Origin of the sequence: Micromonospora sp. C41 (genome assembly GCF_018070485.1) — a bacterium.
Classification (GTDB): domain Bacteria; phylum Actinomycetota; class Actinomycetes; order Mycobacteriales; family Micromonosporaceae; genus Micromonospora; species Micromonospora chalcea.
In genome coordinates this window covers 54,174-69,701 of the sequence record NZ_JAGPXP010000025.1, presented here as the reverse complement: position 1 = coordinate 69,701, position 15,528 = coordinate 54,174, and the positions used below count along the sequence as shown (strand labels likewise).

17 protein-coding genes are annotated in these 15,528 nt (G+C 74.7%); 16 read left to right on the top strand and 1 reads right to left on the bottom strand.

Annotated elements, in window-relative coordinates:
• Nucleotides 1–5 precede the first annotated feature (5 nt).
• From murC to KBX43_RS23690, 16 genes are all read left to right on the top strand, one after another.
• Complete coding sequence (gene murC, locus KBX43_RS23765; protein WP_210887216.1) at nucleotides 6–1,484, top strand: UDP-N-acetylmuramate--L-alanine ligase; 1,479 nt, start codon at nucleotides 6–8, stop codon at nucleotides 1,482–1,484.
• The gene (locus KBX43_RS23760; protein ID WP_210887213.1) at nucleotides 1,481–2,299 is read left to right on the top strand and encodes a cell division protein FtsQ/DivIB; all 819 of its coding nucleotides are present in this window, start codon (nucleotides 1,481–1,483) and stop codon (nucleotides 2,297–2,299) included. The genes murC and KBX43_RS23760 overlap by 4 nt, the downstream gene beginning before the upstream one ends.
• 227 nt (nucleotides 2,300–2,526) lie before the next feature.
• Entirely contained in the window at nucleotides 2,527–3,642 is a 1,116-nt protein-coding gene (gene ftsZ, locus KBX43_RS23755; protein WP_030500246.1) for a cell division protein FtsZ, read from the top strand.
• A gap of 9 nt (nucleotides 3,643–3,651) precedes the next feature.
• On the top strand, nucleotides 3,652–4,398 hold the full coding sequence (locus tag KBX43_RS23750) for a YggS family pyridoxal phosphate-dependent enzyme (protein ID WP_210887211.1): 747 nt from the start codon (nucleotides 3,652–3,654) through the stop codon (nucleotides 4,396–4,398).
• 193 nt (nucleotides 4,399–4,591) lie between these two features.
• On the top strand, nucleotides 4,592–5,293 hold the full coding sequence (locus KBX43_RS23745; RefSeq protein ID WP_043329483.1) for a cell division protein SepF: 702 nt from the start codon (nucleotides 4,592–4,594) through the stop codon (nucleotides 5,291–5,293).
• 28 nt (nucleotides 5,294–5,321) lie between these two features.
• On the top strand, nucleotides 5,322–5,627 hold the full coding sequence (locus tag KBX43_RS23740) for a YggT family protein (protein WP_030500249.1): 306 nt from the start codon (nucleotides 5,322–5,324) through the stop codon (nucleotides 5,625–5,627).
• A gap of 41 nt (nucleotides 5,628–5,668) precedes the next feature.
• Complete coding sequence (locus KBX43_RS23735; protein WP_043329484.1) at nucleotides 5,669–6,475, top strand: DivIVA domain-containing protein; 807 nt, start codon at nucleotides 5,669–5,671, stop codon at nucleotides 6,473–6,475.
• A 300-nt stretch (nucleotides 6,476–6,775) separates the two neighbouring features.
• Nucleotides 6,776–7,312, top strand: a complete 537-nt coding sequence (locus tag KBX43_RS23730; RefSeq protein WP_374226017.1) for a hypothetical protein — start codon at nucleotides 6,776–6,778, stop codon at nucleotides 7,310–7,312.
• Nucleotides 7,313–7,314: 2 nt separating this feature from the next.
• Nucleotides 7,315–7,623: a DUF167 domain-containing protein gene (locus tag KBX43_RS23725; RefSeq protein WP_064445232.1), complete on the top strand. Its 309-nt coding sequence runs from the start codon at nucleotides 7,315–7,317 to the stop codon at nucleotides 7,621–7,623.
• Between the two features lie 22 nt (nucleotides 7,624–7,645).
• Entirely contained in the window at nucleotides 7,646–9,151 is a 1,506-nt protein-coding gene (locus KBX43_RS23720) for a potassium/proton antiporter (protein WP_166456901.1), read from the top strand.
• A gap of 224 nt (nucleotides 9,152–9,375) precedes the next feature.
• Nucleotides 9,376–9,795 carry a TraR/DksA C4-type zinc finger protein gene (locus tag KBX43_RS23715; RefSeq protein WP_030500254.1) on the top strand — a complete coding sequence of 140 codons (420 nt, stop codon included), beginning with the start codon at nucleotides 9,376–9,378 and terminating at the stop codon, nucleotides 9,793–9,795.
• 66 nt (nucleotides 9,796–9,861) lie between these two features.
• Nucleotides 9,862–10,464, top strand: coding sequence for a signal peptidase II (lspA, locus tag KBX43_RS23710; RefSeq protein ID WP_043329486.1), 603 nt, complete (start codon nucleotides 9,862–9,864; stop codon nucleotides 10,462–10,464).
• Nucleotides 10,461–11,405, top strand: a complete 945-nt coding sequence (locus KBX43_RS23705) for an RluA family pseudouridine synthase (RefSeq protein ID WP_043329487.1) — start codon at nucleotides 10,461–10,463, stop codon at nucleotides 11,403–11,405. Before lspA ends, KBX43_RS23705 begins: the two co-directional genes overlap by 4 nt.
• Nucleotides 11,406–11,407: 2 nt before the next feature.
• Nucleotides 11,408–12,262, top strand: a complete 855-nt coding sequence (locus KBX43_RS23700; protein WP_210887205.1) for a hypothetical protein — start codon at nucleotides 11,408–11,410, stop codon at nucleotides 12,260–12,262.
• A 140-nt stretch (nucleotides 12,263–12,402) separates the two neighbouring features.
• A complete protein-coding gene (locus tag KBX43_RS23695; RefSeq protein ID WP_064445237.1) occupies nucleotides 12,403–13,941 on the top strand; it encodes a hypothetical protein in 1,539 nt (512 codons plus the stop codon).
• A gap of 49 nt (nucleotides 13,942–13,990) precedes the next feature.
• Nucleotides 13,991–14,818, top strand: a complete 828-nt coding sequence (locus KBX43_RS23690; protein WP_064445238.1) for a DUF2567 domain-containing protein — start codon at nucleotides 13,991–13,993, stop codon at nucleotides 14,816–14,818.
• Here KBX43_RS23690 and KBX43_RS23685 read toward each other — a convergent pair.
• Nucleotides 14,784–15,488: an LON peptidase substrate-binding domain-containing protein gene (locus KBX43_RS23685; RefSeq protein ID WP_043329490.1), complete on the bottom strand. Its 705-nt coding sequence runs from the start codon at nucleotides 15,486–15,488 to the stop codon at nucleotides 14,784–14,786. The genes KBX43_RS23690 and KBX43_RS23685 overlap by 35 nt on opposite strands.
• Between the last annotated feature and the right edge of the window lie 40 nt (nucleotides 15,489–15,528).

The following is a 15,528-nucleotide window of genomic DNA, read 5'->3' as shown; positions in this document are numbered from 1 at the left end:
GTCTGATGAACACCGCGCAGTTCACGCCCGCCGGCACCATGACGGCGGAGGACCTGGGCCGGATCCATCTGATCGGCGTGGGCGGGGTCGGGATGGCCGGGCTGGCCCGGCTGTTCCTCACCCGGGGTCTGCCGGTCTCCGGCAGCGAGCTGCGGGAGTGGCCGTCGCTGGCCGGCCTGCGGGCGCTCGGCGGCACCATCCACTCCACCCACGAGGCGTCCAACCTCGACGGCGTGGACACGGTCGTCTACTCCTCGGCGATCCCGCAGGACCACCTGGAGATGGTGGAGGCGCGCCGGCGGGGCCTGCGGGTGCTGCACCGGTCCGAGGCGCTCGCCGCGGCGATGACCGGCCGCCGTACGGTGGCGGTGGCGGGCACCCACGGCAAGACGTCCACCACCTCGATGGTCACCATGGTGCTCCAGCAGGCCGGCACCGATCCGTCCTTCGTGATCGGCGGCGAGATCTCCGAGGTCGGCTCCGGCGCGCACCACGGGACCGGCGAGCACTTCGTGGTCGAGGCGGACGAGAGCGACCGCTCCTTCCTCATCTACCGCCCGTTCGTGTCGATCATCACGAACATCGAGGCGGATCACCTCAACACCTACGGCGACCTGGCCACGCTGGAGGCGGCGTTCGCCGAGTTCGCCCGGCTCACCGACCCGGCGGGCTTCGTGGTCACCTGCGCCGACGACCCGGGCGGGCGGCGGCTGGCCGAGACACTGCGCGCCGAGGGCCGCCGGGTCTGGACGTACGGCGAGTCCGCCGACGCGGACCTGCGGATGAGCGACGTCGTCTCGTCCGCGCACGGGGTGCGCTACCAGGCCGAGATCGAGGGTCGGGCGTTCGGCGAGTTCCGGCTGCCCGTACCGGGGCGGCACATGGCGCTCAACAGCGCCGCCGCGGTGCTCGCCGCGTACCTGCTGGAGCTGCCGGTCCCGGCGGCGGAGGCCGCGCTCGGCGCGTTCCCCGGCGTGCGGCGCCGCTTCGAGCGCAAGGGCGTCGCCGACGGCGTGCTGGTCTACGACGAGTACGCCTACCACCCGACCTCGATGACGTTGGCGTTGCAGACGCTGCGTGAGGTGGCCGGCGACGGCCGGCTGATCGTGGTGTTCCAGCCGTACCGGCTCTACCGGACCCGGGACAACCAGGCGGAGATCGCCGCCGCCCTCGGCATCGCCGACGAGGTGGTGCTGCTGGAGGTGTTCGGCCCCGGCGAGACGCGCCGCCCCGGCGAGGGCTCGGCCGCGCTGATCCAGGACGTGCCGCTGCCGGACGAGCGCAAGGTGTTCGTCGAGGCGTGGGACGACGTGCCGGCCGAGGTGGCCCGCCGGGCCCGGGCCGGCGACGTGGTGGTGACCATGGGCGCGCCGCCGATCTCGCTGATGGGTGACCAGTTGCTCGACGCCCTGCTGGCCCGCTCCGGCGGCACGGGGCTGGACGCCGGCGTCGGCCCGGACGGCGCGGCGGCCAGCGCCGGATGAGTCCCGGTCCGGCCCGCGGCCGTACCCCCGGCCCGGACGGCGGAGGTGGCCGGCGCAGCCCGGTGCGGCGCTGGCAGCTTGTGCGGGCCAACGCGGACGCCGTGCCGCCGTCGACCCGCCGGTTCATGGCCCGGGCCCGGCAGCGGCGGATGCGGGCCGCGCTGCCGTGGGCGGTCGCAGCCGCGGTGCTCGCCGTCGCGGGCCTGGTGGCGTGGACGGTGCTCGGCACCGGTCTGTTCGGCGTGCGCGAGGTGCGGGTGGTCGGCGCGCGGCTGGTCACCCCGGTGCAGATCCGCGACGCCGCCGCGGTGCCGGACAACGCGCCGCTGGCCCGGGTGGACCTGGACGCGACCGCGCGCAAGGTCGGCACGCTGCCGCCGGTGGCGAGCGCCACGGTCGAGCGGGAGTGGCCGGGCACGCTGGTGATCCGGGTGCGGGAGCGCACCGCGGTGGCGGCGGTGCCGCAGGGCGACGGGTTCGTGGTGGTGGACGGCTCGGGCGTGGTCTTCCAGCGCCTGGACCGGGCGCCGGAGGGGTTGCCGCTGGTCAAGGTGGCCCGGCCGGGCCCGGACGATCCGGGTACGCGGGCCGGGCTGGCGGTGCTCGCCGCGCTGGGGGAGAAGCTGCGCGCGGAGCTGGTCGCGGTGGACGTGGCCGGCCTGGCCCGGATCACGTTGCAGCTGCGCGGCGAGCGTCAGGTGTTCTGGGGCGACGCCTCCCGGGGCGCGGACAAGTCCACCGTGGCGACCGCGTTGCTGAGCCGCAAGGCGGACCGGATCGACGTCAGCGCGCCGGACGTGGTCACGTTCGAGTGACCGGCGGCTCAGCGAGCGGACGCTGTGTCCCCTGTCGCTCGGTCGCGACACGCCGGAACAGGTCCTTGGCTCCTGGCGCGGCGGCGCATACGTTGCCCCGAAGAGATCAGTGGTTGACATAACTCTAAGCCTCTAGTAGAGGGTGAGGGTTCAGCCGTCGGAGGCCGCTGATCCGGCCAAGCCGTGTGGGGTCGGCCCATGCCAATCTCGAAGGGAAAGGACCGGAGATGACACCTCCGCACAACTACCTGGCGGTCATCAAGGTCGTCGGCATCGGGGGCGGCGGAGTCAACGCCGTCAACCGGATGATCGAGGTTGGGCTCAAGGGCGTCGAGTTCATCGCGATCAACACCGACGCGCAGGCGTTGCTGATGAGCGACGCCGACGTCAAGCTCGACGTGGGCCGGGAGCTGACCCGGGGACTGGGCGCGGGCGCCAACCCGGACGTCGGCAAGAACGCCGCCGAGGACCACCGCGACGAGATCGAGGAGGTCCTCAAGGGCGCCGACATGGTGTTCGTGACCTGCGGCGAGGGCGGCGGCACCGGCACCGGCGGCGCGCCGGTCGTGGCGAACATCGCCCGCAAGCTCGGCGCGCTCACCATCGGCGTGGTGACCCGGCCGTTCTCGTTCGAGGGCAAGCGCCGGCAGGTCCAGGCCGAGGCGGGCATCGAGGAGCTGCGCAACCAGTGCGACACGCTCATCGTGATCCCGAACGACCGGCTGCTCGCGCTCGGTGACCGCAACATCTCCATGATGGACGCGTTCCGCACGGCGGACCAGGTGCTTCTCTCCGGTGTCCAGGGCATCACCGACCTGATCACCACGCCGGGTCTGATCAACCTGGACTTCGCCGACGTGAAGAGCGTGATGAGCGGCGCGGGCAGCGCGCTCATGGGCATCGGCAGCGCCCGGGGCGAGAACCGCGCCGTGGAGGCGGCCGAGGCGGCCATCTCCAGCCCGCTGCTGGAGCAGAGCATGGACGGCGCGCGCGGTGTGCTGCTGTCCATCGCCGGCGGGTCGGACCTCGGCCTGTTCGAGATCAACGACGCGGCGCAGCTGGTCACCGACGCGGCCCACCCGGACGCGAACATCATCTTCGGCGCGGTCATCGACGACGCGCTCGGCGACGAGGTGCGGGTCACCGTGATCGCGGCGGGCTTCGACGGGGGCGCGCCCGCGTACAAGGCGGTCGAGCCGCCGCGCAAGAGCAACCAGAACCCGCCGGCCCAGCCGAACGCGCCGGTGAGCCCGCCGGCCACCATGCCGGCGCCGCAGCAGCCGTCGCGGCGGGTGCTCTTCGACGACGTCGATGTGCCGGACTTCCTCAAGAACGGGTCCTGAGCCGCGCCGATGACGGAGTCACAGACGGCGGTGCGGCCCGAGCGGCGCGCCGAGCTGGCGGCCGGGCTGGCCCGGGTCCGGGCCCGCATCGCCGACGCCTGCGCGGCGGCCGGGCGGCAGCGGGACGCGGTGACCCTGGTCGCGGTGACCAAGACGTACCCGGCGTCGGACGTGGTGGCGCTGGCCGGGCTGGGCGTGACCGACGTGGGGGAGAACCGGGACCAGGAGGCGGCGCCGAAGGCGGAGGCGGTGGCCGAAGCCGGCGCCGCGCCGCGCTGGCACTTCATCGGCCAGTTGCAGCGCAACAAGGCCCGGTCGGTGGTCCGGTACGCCGACGTGGTCCAGTCGGTGGACAGCGTCCGGCTGGCCGCCGCGCTGGACGCCGCCGCGGGCGCGGTCCGGGACCGGCCGCTGGACGTGCTGGTGCAGGTGAGCATCGACGGCGATCCGGCCCGGGGCGGGGCGCTGCCGGGTGCTGCCGATCCGCAGCGGGGGCTCGGCCCGGTGGCCGCCGCGGTGGCCGGCGCGGACGCGCTGCGGCTGGCCGGGCTGATGGCGGTGGCGCCGCTGGGCTGGGAGCCGGACCGGGCGTTCGCCCGGCTGGCCGAGGTGGCGGCGGCGCTGCGGGCCGACCATCCGGGCGCCACGGTGCTGTCGGCGGGGATGAGCGGCGACCTGGAGAGCGCGATCGGGCACGGCGCGACACATGTCCGTGTCGGCAGCGCGTTGCTCGGAATGCGCCCTGCGCTGCGGTAGCCTCACCACGACGGAAGCAAATTACATCAGTGTTGTTCAGGACGGCGTCCCCGTAGCCGGGGGCCGTGACGGGCGGACCGCGAACCGCACGTCAGGGGATTGCCGATCCGGTCCGGTGGGCATGATCGTCCACTCGTGATCAAGCGACACGGCACGGGGGCGCGTGCCGCACGGCGGACGGAAGGGCGCGGGGATGGGTGCACTGCGCAAGGCGGGGGTCTGGCTCGGTCTGGTCGAGGAGGACGACGAGCGGGCGTACGAGGACGGTGGCTACGACAAGGGTGGCTACCGGGACTCGTCGCGCTACCGGTCGAGCCGGTACGCCGAGGAGTTCGCCGACGAGGACGACGACGAGGCCGACGAGCCGCCGGCGACGCGGTCCCGCCTCAGCGACCGGGGCCGGCTGTCCGAGCGCGCCTCCAGCCGGTCGGTCGACACCGACCGGGGCGACGTGGAGCGCCCGGAGCGGGTCGAGCGCTCCAGCGTCCGGTCGATCACCCGGTCCTCCGCCGGCGAGACCTCGGGCGCCCTGACCTATCACACGCGGGACAATCTCGCGCTCGCGCCGCAGGCCCAGCCGCGCGAGCGGGAGCGGGTGGCGCCGGAGGACGAGCAGCGCTACCAGATCACCACGCTGCACCCGACCACCTACCGCGAGGCGCGGACCATCGGCGAGCACTTCCGGGACGGCGTCCCGGTGATCATCAATCTCACCGAGATGGACGAGGCGGACGCCCGCCGCCTTGTCGACTTCGCCGCCGGGCTCGCGTTCGGCCTGCGCGGTACGATCGAGCGCGTGACCAACCGGGTGTTCCTGCTCTCACCGGCCAACGTCCAGGTCACCGCGGAGGACAAGGCCAAGATCGCTGAGGGCGGCTTCTTCAGCCTGAGCTGACCCACATGACCGAGGGACGTCGCCTGCCGTGTTGTCGATCCTGTTCCAGGTGCTCTACCTGCTGCTGTACATCTTCCTAATTGTCCTTTTGGCGCGATTTGTTATGGGGGCGGTGCTGGCCTATGGTCGCCGCTGGCAACCGGGCCGGGGAGCGTCGGCGGGACTGGAAGTCGTGTGGAGCGTCACTGATCCGCCCCTGCGAGCGTTGAGGCGTGTGATCCCGCCACTGCGAATTGGTACCGTGAGCATCGACCTGGCCTCCCTTGTGCTCCTGGTTATCCTGTTCGTGCTGATGGAGTTCGTGTTTAGGCGCCTGATCTTCGCGTTTGCCTGACCAGAGCGCTTTCGCGGCCGCAACTGACCCGAGGAGTTTCGATGCCGCTGACCCCGGCCGACGTTCACAACGTCGCCTTCAAAAAGCCGCCGATCGGCAAGCGGGGGTATGACGAGGAGGAGGTCGACGCCTTCCTGGACGAGGTCGAGCGCGAGCTGGCCCGTCTGATCGAGGAGAACAACGAGCTGCGCGCCCAGGTGGAGCGCGGCGGTCGGGGTGGCGCTCCCGCCGGCCCCGGCGGTGACGCCCGCCTCGCGGCGGAGCTCAACGACGTCAAGGCCCAGCTCGACCGGGTGCAGCGCGACAAGGCGGCCGCCGAGCAGGCGGCCCGCGCGATGCAGGCCGAGCTGGAGCAGGTCCGCACGCAGGGCGGCCCGGCCGGGGTGACCGGGGACGGCGAGCAGCAGGCGCTGCGGGTGCTCATGATGGCCCAGCGCACCGCCGACGACCACGTCTCCGACGCCCGTCGCGAGGCCGACCAGCTGCTCTCCGAGGCCCGTTCGAAGGCCGAGGAGGTCACCCGGGAGGCGCGCGCCAAGGCCGACGCCCTGGAGCGGGACGCCCGCCAGCGGCACCAGGAGGCCATGGGCGGCCTGGACGCCAAGCGCACCGCGCTGCAGAAGCACATCGAGGAGCTCAAGCAGTTCGAGCGCGAGTACCGCACCCGGCTCAAGGCGTACCTGGAGAGCCAGCTGCGTGACCTCGACGGTCGCGGCCAGGGCCTCGAGGTGGAGATGAACCGCGCCGAGGGCACCCGTGCCGCCGGCAGCAACGGTCTCGCCGCGGCCGGCCTCGCCGGCTCCTACGGCGGTGGCCGCGGCGCCGGCTCGCTCGAGTCCGGCCGCTGATCCCGCGTCGGTGGCCGTCCCCGTGACGGCCACCGACCGCCCAGACCGACACGACGCGGCCGGGGGTGAGCCGTGGTAGCCGCCAGCATCCTGCTCATCGTCGTCGCGGTCGTGCTGCTGGTCGCCGGGCTCGCCGGCGGATCCAGCCTCCTGCTCATCGTCTCGATCGCGGCCAGCGTCCTGTCCGCCGTCGTCTTCGTCGCGTTCGCCCGCCAGGCGGCCGCGGCGCGGGCCACGGCCGGCCGGGCGACCGGGCCGCGTACCCGGACCGCGCACACCGTCCCGTCTCCGGACGACCCGGTGAGCCCGGTCCCGCACCACACGTCCACGGTCGACGCCGGCGGATCCGGGTGGCGGCAACCGCCCGGGTCGCCGGTGACCGAACCGGACGACACCCCGCCGCTCGCCGCGTACTCACCACCGGCCGATCCGTTCGACGCCGATCCGTACACCGCGCCTTACGAGCCGGCGACCGCCGAGTCGTACGAACGCGTCGCCGCCGAGCCGGTGACCGACGCGGAACCGACGCCCTACTCGCCGCCCGGCCAGCGCGCCTCGGACGCCACGCGGCCCACCTCGCCCGCGCCGGGCGATGCGTTCGACGGCGACCCGCCGGCCGAGTACCTCTCCGCCGGGCAGGTGGCCCGGCTGGTGCGGCTGCCCGGCGAGGTCCTGGTGGTCGACGGCCACCCCCGCTTCCACCTGCCCGGCTGCCCGCATCTGGTGGGCCGGGAGGACGAGCCCGTTCCGGTCGCCGAGGCGGTCGGCCTGGGCTTCACCCCGTGCGCGCAGTGCGCCGCCGCCACCACCCTGCTGGCCGAGGCCCGGCCCCGCTGACCATGACGATCGCGGACGACACGCTCACCGTCGCGGTGCGGGTGAAGCCCGGCGCGGCCCGGACCCGGGTCGGCGGCCGGTACGACGGGCCGCTGGGTCCCGCGCTCGTCGTCGCGGTGCACGCGCCGGCGGTGGACGGCCGCGCGACCGAGGCGGCCCGGAGGGCGCTCGCCGAGGCGCTCGGCGTCCGGCCGGCGACCGTGTCGCTGCGCTCCGGCGCGGCCAGCCGGGACAAGCTCTTCCTGGTGGAACGCCCGCACGCCGAACTGCCCGAGGTGCTGCGGCGACTGCGCGACGGCAGCACGCCGTGAGATCCGCCCGGGCCGGTCGGCGATGACCCCCGGGCTGGACGTCGCGTTGCTGGTGGGCGCCGCCGTGCTGCTGGTGGCGGTGGGCGCGGTGCGCTTCTCCACCCGGCTCGGCGTGCCGAGCCTGCTGGTCTACCTGGCGCTCGGGGTGCTGCTCGGCGAGGCCGGGCTGGGCATCCGCTTCGACGACGTCGAGCTGACCCGGGTGCTCGGCTTCTGCGCGCTCATCGTGATCATCGCGGAGGGCGGCCTGACCGCCCGGTGGAGCACGCTGCGGCCGGTGCTCGGGCTGGCGGCCACGCTGTCCACCGTCGGCGTGGTGGTCAGCATCGTGGTCGTCGGCGTGGTGGTGCACCTGCTGCTCGACCTGGACTGGCGGCTGGCGCTGCTCTACGGCGCGGTGCTCTCCTCGACCGACGCGGCGGCGGTGTTCGCCACGCTGCGCCGGTTGCGCCTGCCACCCCGGCTGGTGGCCGCGCTGGAGGCCGAGTCCGGGGTGAACGACGCGCCCGTCGTGCTCGTGGTGCTGCTGCTCTCCCGCGCCGGAGCGGAGGCGGCCCACCCGTGGTGGTACGAGGCGCTGCTGCTCGGCTACGAGCTGGGCGTCGGCGCGGCGGTCGGGGTGGGCGCCGGGCTGGCCGGGCGGTACGCGCTGCGCCGTGCCGCGCTCCCGTCGGCCGGCCTGTACCCGATCGCGGTGGTCGGCTTCACCGTGCTGGCGTACGCGGCCGGCTCGGTGGTGCACGCCTCCGGCTTCCTCGCCGTGTACGTGGCCGGCGTGCTGCTCGGCAACTCCCGCCTGCCGCACCGGCAGGCCATCCTCGGCTTCGCCGACGGGCTGGCCTGGCTGGCCCAGATCGGCCTGTTCGTGCTGCTCGGCCTGCTGGTCTCGCCGAGCCGGCTGGAGACCGCGGTGCTGCCCGCCGTGATCACCGGGCTGGCCCTGCTGCTGCTCGCCCGGCCGTTGTCGGTGGCGGTGTCCGCGCTGGCGTTCCGGGTCAACCTGCGCGAGCAGCTCTTCCTGTCCTGGGCGGGTCTGCGCGGCGCGGTGCCGGTCGTGCTCGCCACCATCCCGCTGTCGCTGCACGTGCCGGGGGCGGACCGCCTCTTCGACGCGGTCTTCGTGCTGGTGGTGATCTTCACGTTGCTCCAGGCCGGCACGCTGGCGTCGGCGGCCCGCCGGCTGGGCGTGATCGCGCCGGCCGAGCCGAACGAGATCATGCTGGAGACCGCCCCGCTGGAGCGGATGCGCGCCGACCTGCTCCAGCTGGAGGTGCCGGACGGGTCCCGGCTGGCCGGGGTGCACGTGGACGAGCTGCGGCTGCCGGTGGGCGCCGCGGTCACGCTGGTGCTGCGCGACGGCGTCGGGTTCGTGCCCGGCGCGGACACCCGGCTCAAGGTCGGGGACAGCCTGCTCATCGTCGCCACCGCCGGCGTACGGGACGAGACCGAGCGGCGGCTGCGGGCGGTGAGCCGCCGGGGCCGGCTGGCGCGATGGTTCGGGGAGTACGGCGAGGAGACGGCCCGCTGATCTGCTACCGTTCCTTTTGCCCCGATTGATGGCAGTCCGGGGCGGATACGTGGGACGACGGTGCGGCACGTTGTCGGACGCCTGTACGTTCCGTATTCTTGCCAACCTCCGGAGTGCACGGCGGGCCCGCTCGCCGTGCACCCTTCCGTACGCGGAGATGCCGACGACGGCGTCCCCGCCCACGTACCGCTGACCGCCGCGCCACGCGGCTGAGGGAGCTGACGATGGCGAAGCCAGCCGACACCAGGACCGCCGGCCGCAAGCCCGCGCCGAAGGCCACCCGCAGCGCGGCGGAGACCGAGAAGATCCGGGCCGCCCTGGCGGCGCGGCGGGACGAGCTGAACGCCGAGTACGATCAGACGCTGAGCGAGATCACCGAGCTGCAGCGCGACCGGCTGACCGACTCGGCCGGGGACGACCAGGCCGACACCGGCACCAAGACGTTCGAGCGGGAGCAGGAGATCTCTCTCGCCAACAGCATCAAGGAGCGGATCACGCAGGTCGAGCGCGCGCTGGAGCGCCTCGACGAGGGCGGCTACGGCTGGTGCGAGCGGTGCGGCAACCCGATCCCGGTGGAGCGGCTCGCCGCGTTCCCGTCGGCCACCCTCTGCGTGACCTGCAAGCAGCTGGAGGAGCGGCGCTGATCACCGCTCCCCGGCGGCCGTACGGCAGACGGTGACCACGCCGTCGCAAGCGTCGATGGGGAGCAGATGACCGCAGCACCGCCCGCCGGTTCCGGCACCACCGAGTCGGGTGCCGGCGCGCCCCGCCGCAGGGCCGTCGGCCTGCTGCTCGGCGTGTCCCTGTTCTCGCTGCTGGCGGATCTGGGCACCAAACAGCTCGCGCTGGCCGAGCTGACCGGCCGGGAGCCGGTGTCGGTGCTCGGCGGCGCGGTCTACTTCAGCCTCACCCGCAACAGCGGCGCCGCCTGGAGCATCGGCTCCGACCACACCTGGGTCTTCCCGATCATCACGTTCGTGGTGATCGGGTGGATCGCGTGGATGGCGCTGCGGCTGCGCTCGCTGCCGTGGGCGGTGTCGCTGGGCCTGGTGCTGGGCGGCGCGCTGGGCAACCTGATCGACCGGATCTTCCGCGCGCCCGGGCACTTCGTCGGCCACGTGGTCGACATGATCAGCCTCTTCGACCCGTACGGCCAGGTCTGGCCGGTGTTCAACCTGGCCGACAGCTCGCTGGTCTGCGGCGTGGTGCTGGCGGTCTTCCTGGAGCTGACCGGCCGGCAACGCGACGGCTCCCGGCTGCGCGACGAGAAGCGCGACGACGTCGCCGCGACCGAGCAGCGGGAGACCGCGTGACCTCCGCGTTCGCCGCCGGCGGCGACACCCGCTCCCTGCCCGTCCCGGACGGCCTCGACGGCATGCGCCTGGACCAGGCCGTGTCCCGGCTGTTCGGGCTCTCCCGCACCGCCGCCGCCGGCCTGATCGACGCCGGCGACGCGCTCGTCGACGGCGTGGCCCGGCCCAACTCGCACAAGGTCAAGGCCGGCTCGTGGCTGGAGGTCACGCTGCCCGCGCCGCCCGCCCCGCCGACCGTGGTGCCGCAGGCCGTGCCCGGCCTGACCGTGGTGTACGCCGACGACGACATCGTGGTGGTGGACAAGCCGGTCGGGGTGGCGGCGCACCCGAGCCCCGGCTGGACCGGCCCGACGGTGATCGGCGGGCTGGCCGGCATCGGCCACCGCATCTCCACCAGCGGCGCGGCCGAGCGGCAGGGCGTGGTGCACCGGCTCGACGTGGGCACCACCGGGATCATGGTGGTGGCCAAGAGCGAGCGCGCGTACACCGCGCTCAAGCGGGCGTTCAAGGAGCGCGAGGTGGAGAAGCGCTACCACGCCGTGGTGCAGGGCCACCCGGACCCGCTGCGCGGCACCATCGACGCGCCGATCGACAGGCACCCGCACCACGACTACCGGTGGGCGGTGGTCTCCGGCGGCAAGCCGAGCATCACCCACTACGACACACTCGAGGCGTTCCCCTCCGCCAGCCTGCTCGACGTACGGCTGGAGACCGGGCGCACGCACCAGATCCGGGTGCACTTCTCCAGCATGCGGCACCCCTGCGTGGGCGACCTGACCTACGGGGCGGACCCGACGCTGTCGGCCCGGCTCGGGCTGTCCCGGCAGTGGCTGCACGCCCGTTCGCTGAGCTTCGCGCACCCGGGCACCGGCGACGAGGTGACGTTCGTCAGCGACTACCCGGAGGATCTGGCCCGGGCGCTGGAGATCCTGCGCGACTGACCATGAGCGACGACACCGCGCCGCCGCGCCGGTCCCGGTTCACCACGCTGACCTGGTTGGCGCTGGCCTGCGCGCTGGTGGTGCTGGTGGTAGCGGTGGCACAGCGGCGGGACCGTCCGGCCAGCGACCGCACTGTCGGCGAGGTGACCCGGGTCGGGGTGGCCGCCGGCGCGAGCGTCCCGGCGTACCTGCGTGCCGCCGGGGAGGAGCTGGCCGCCCTCGACGCGCCCGACGTCTACGCGCTCGTCTCGTTCGCCGGCTACCTGACCCCGGCGCGGGCGGCCGCCGCGCTGGACGGCGCGCCGGTCTCGGCGGTGGTGGCGCGGGTGCCGCTGTCCGGCCGGCAGACCGAGATCGTCCGGATCGCGGCGCTGCGGCTGCCGGACGACGTGGTCGCCGGGATGGCCGACGTCGCCGGGCGCAAGGACCGGGAGGCCGCCGACTACCGGTCGCGCGCCGCCGCCCCGGCGGCCACCGCCGATCCGGAGCTGCGCCGGGTGTACGAGAGCGGGGCCGAGGTCGCGGCCCGGGAGGCGGACGCCTACCGGACCGGATGCGCCTGCGTGTACGCCGCGGTGGTCCGTGCCGCGCCGGACGCGCTGCGCGCGCTCGCCGGGCGCCCGGACGTACGGGTGGTGGACCCGGCGCCGGAGGTCACCCGGCTCGACCGGACGGTGTTCACCCCGCCGCTGCCGGAGCAGCGTGACGTGGCCCGGCCGCCGGCGGACAGCGCAGCGGCCCAGGGCGGCGGAATGGGCGATTCGTCGGAAGCTGCACGGACGGTGAGCGGACCTTCACCGACCGCCCGTGCGCCGGTCCCCGGATCCGGGCCACCCAATCCCGCTCCCACCTCCTGAGACATCAGCGGGCGCGGCCACCCGGTCGATCCCACCGTGCGGCGGGTCACCGGGCGATGTGCGGCGCGGGGAGTGGTCCGAATAGGGTTTCGTTCGTAGCCTGTCAGGCGGAGATCGATGGGCTGGGGGAGGGCGAATCCTTGGACGGCAGCGAGACCGGCTGGGGTCGGCAGGGCGAGCCGGCACCGCGGTGGCGGGCGCTGCTCGACCGGGCCCGGCTCGGCGGTCGCGGCGCGGAGCACGCCGACGCCGACCGGCACGTCGAGGACCACCACGCGCCGCCGCCCGACCCGCTGCCACGCCGCGCCGCCGGCACCGGCTGGACCGGGCGCGCCGCCGCCGTCGGCCGCGCCCCCGACGGGTCGTACGGCGCCGAGCCCGGTTACCGGGCCGAGGCCACGTTCCGCGTCGACCCCGCCTTCCGCGCCGACCCCCGCCAGGAAGGTGAACCGGCCTACCGGGCCGAGCCGGCGTACCGCACCGACCCGGAGCCGTCCTGGCGCGCCGGGCAGCCCTATCCGGCCGAGCCGTCCTGGCGCGCCGAGCCGTCTGTCGCGCCGGACCCGTCCTTCGCCGCCGAGCCCCGGCCGGAGCCGTCCTGGCGCGCCGAACCGGCGCTGCCGGAGCCGCGCGGCCGGGCCGAGGCGCCGGCCGAGTCGCGCTACTCCCTTCTCGACGGTGGCTACCGGCCCGCGCCACCGCCGGCCGAGTCCCGGTACGCCCTGCTCGACCGGGGCCGCTACCGGCCGGACGTCCCGCCCGCGCCGGAACCGGTGGTGCCCGCGCCGCGTAGCCCGCTGGAGGGCCGCTCCGGCCGCGCCGGGCGGGTCGCGCCGGCCCAGGCGCAGTGGCGTGCCCCCGAGCCGGACGCCGAGCTGGAACGCGCCACCAGCGTGCTGCGCCGCGAGCTGGGCACGCCCCGGGTGCTCGCGTTCGCCAACCCCAAGGGCGGGGTGCACAAGACCACCGCCACCGTGCTCGCCGCGGCGACGGTGGGCAGCGTCCGCGGGCGCGGCGTGCTCGCCTGGGACGACAACGAGCTGCGCGGCACGCTCGGGCTGCGGGCCGGCAGCGCCCGGCACGCCCGCACCATCCGCCACCTGATCCACGACCTGGCGCAGATCGAGATCCTCGAGGGCAACCGGCTGCTGTCCCACCTCGACGACTACCTGCGGCACGCCTCCGACGGCTCGTACGACGTGCTGGCCGGCGAGGAGAGCCCGCGCTTCGCCCAGCGGCTCGACCAGTTCACCGTCAAGCGGGTGCTGGAGCTGCTGCGCCGCACCCACGAGGTGGTCTGCGTGGACACCGGCAACAACGTGGAGAGCCCGAACTGGCGCACCGTGATGCAGGCCGCCGACCAGCTCGTGGTGACCACCGTGCCGCGTGAGGACGCGGCGTTCAGCGCGGACTGGATGCTCGACCTGCTGCACGAGGAGGGCATGGGCGACCTGGCCGACAACGCGGTCACGTTGATCTCCTGCCCGACGCCCGGCCGGACCTCCCTGCAGGACGACCTGGAACGGCACTTCGCCACCCGTACCCGGGCGGTGGCGGTGGTGCCCTACGACCCGGCGCTGGAGACCGGCTCCTCGATCGAGTACCACCAGCTCCAGGCCGAGACCCGCAACGCCTGGCTCAAGGCCGCCGCGGTGATGGTGGAACCGTTCGCGCGCTGAGGCGGCGACCACCGCCCCGCGCCGTGCCCCGGCCTGAGAGGATCAACGGGTGACTCCGGACACCCCTGATCCCGAGCGGACGCGCGAGCGTGCCGACGGCGCCGAGGCGCGGCCCGAGCGCGAGCAGCCGCCTGCCTGGCCCGGCGGACCACCCGGCTGGCCCGGCGGACTGCCGGTGCCCGCCGGCACCCCGGTCACCGCGCCCGGCGCCGACCCGCTGGCCGGGCATCCGGGCGTCGTGACGCAGCTCCCCGGTGCATCGCCCGCGTCCCGGCGCTCCGCCGGCCGGGTGGTGGCGACCACCCTCGGCGTGGCCGCGCTGCTCACCGCGCTCGGTGCGCCGCTCGGGCTGCTCTGGGTGTGGGCGGCGCCGGCCACCCCGGTACGGCAGACGCCGGCCGGCGCGGTCTACGCCACCACGCAGCCGGAACAGCCGATCGCCGCGGACGGCTGGTTCAGCCTCCTGACCCTCGGCTTCGGCGTGCTCGCCGCGATCACCCTGTGGGTGGTGCTGCGCCGCCGGCGTGGTCCGGCGGGCCTGCTCGCGGTCACCCTCGGCGGTCTCGGCGCGGCGGTGGTGGCCTGGCAGGTCGGCCGCCGGATCGGCCTGTCCACGTTCCAGCGGCTGGTGGAGACCGCGCCGCCGGGTACCGCCTTCACCAAACCCGTCGACCTGCGCGCCGGCGGCGTCGACTGGTTCGGCCCGCTCCCGCTGCCGCACGGCAACCTGCTGCTCGCCGCGTTCGGCGCCGCAGTCACGTACACGCTGCTCGCGGGCTGGTCGCGGTGGCCGTCGCTGCGGCCGGAGCCGGAGTTCGACGGCGGGTGGCCGCCGCCGGGGTTCAGTTCGGCGCCGGGAGACCCGCCAGCTCGCTGAGCGGCACCGGCACCGCCCGGACCTGCCGCAGCAACGCCGTCTCCCGGTTGAGCAGGCGCAGCTCGGCCCGCAGGCGGGCGGCGGTGTCGTCGATGGCGAGCAGCCGCTGCCGGTCGTCCACGGTCAGCGCGGCGGTCGCGGCCACCAGGTGCGAGAGCACCGTCGGGTCCTCCGGCAACTGCTCGGAGATCTCCTGCTGGTCCGGCCGGATCAGGCCGAGATATTGCCGGAACACCGAGATCACCCGGGCCGCCAGCAGGTCGGCCGTCTCGTCCGGGCCGCCCGGCTCGGGCAACCACTCCACCTCCGCCGTCAGGTAGGGCTCGGCGGAGTGGTCGACCTCGGCGAGGCGGAACCGGCGCCGCCCCACGGTGACGATGTCGAACCCGCCGTCGGCCAGCTCGGTGACCTGCCGCAGCTCGGCGGTGCAGCCCACCTCGTGCAGCGTGACCTCGCCGGCGGTCAGCCCGAAGCGCCCCGGCGGCCCGGCCGGCGCCACCTCCCAGCCGGCCCGGATCGCGACCACGCCGAACTCGCGCGGCGCGCCCTCGGGCAGCGCCACCAGGTGGCGTACCAGCGCCCGGTAGCGCTCCTCGAAGATGTGCAGCGGAAGGACCAGCCCGGGGAAGAGGACGGTCCCGAGCGGGAACACCGGCAGCCGTGCGCTCACGCGATCGAGCGTATCCCCAACGCGCCCGCCCGCGCGTGTC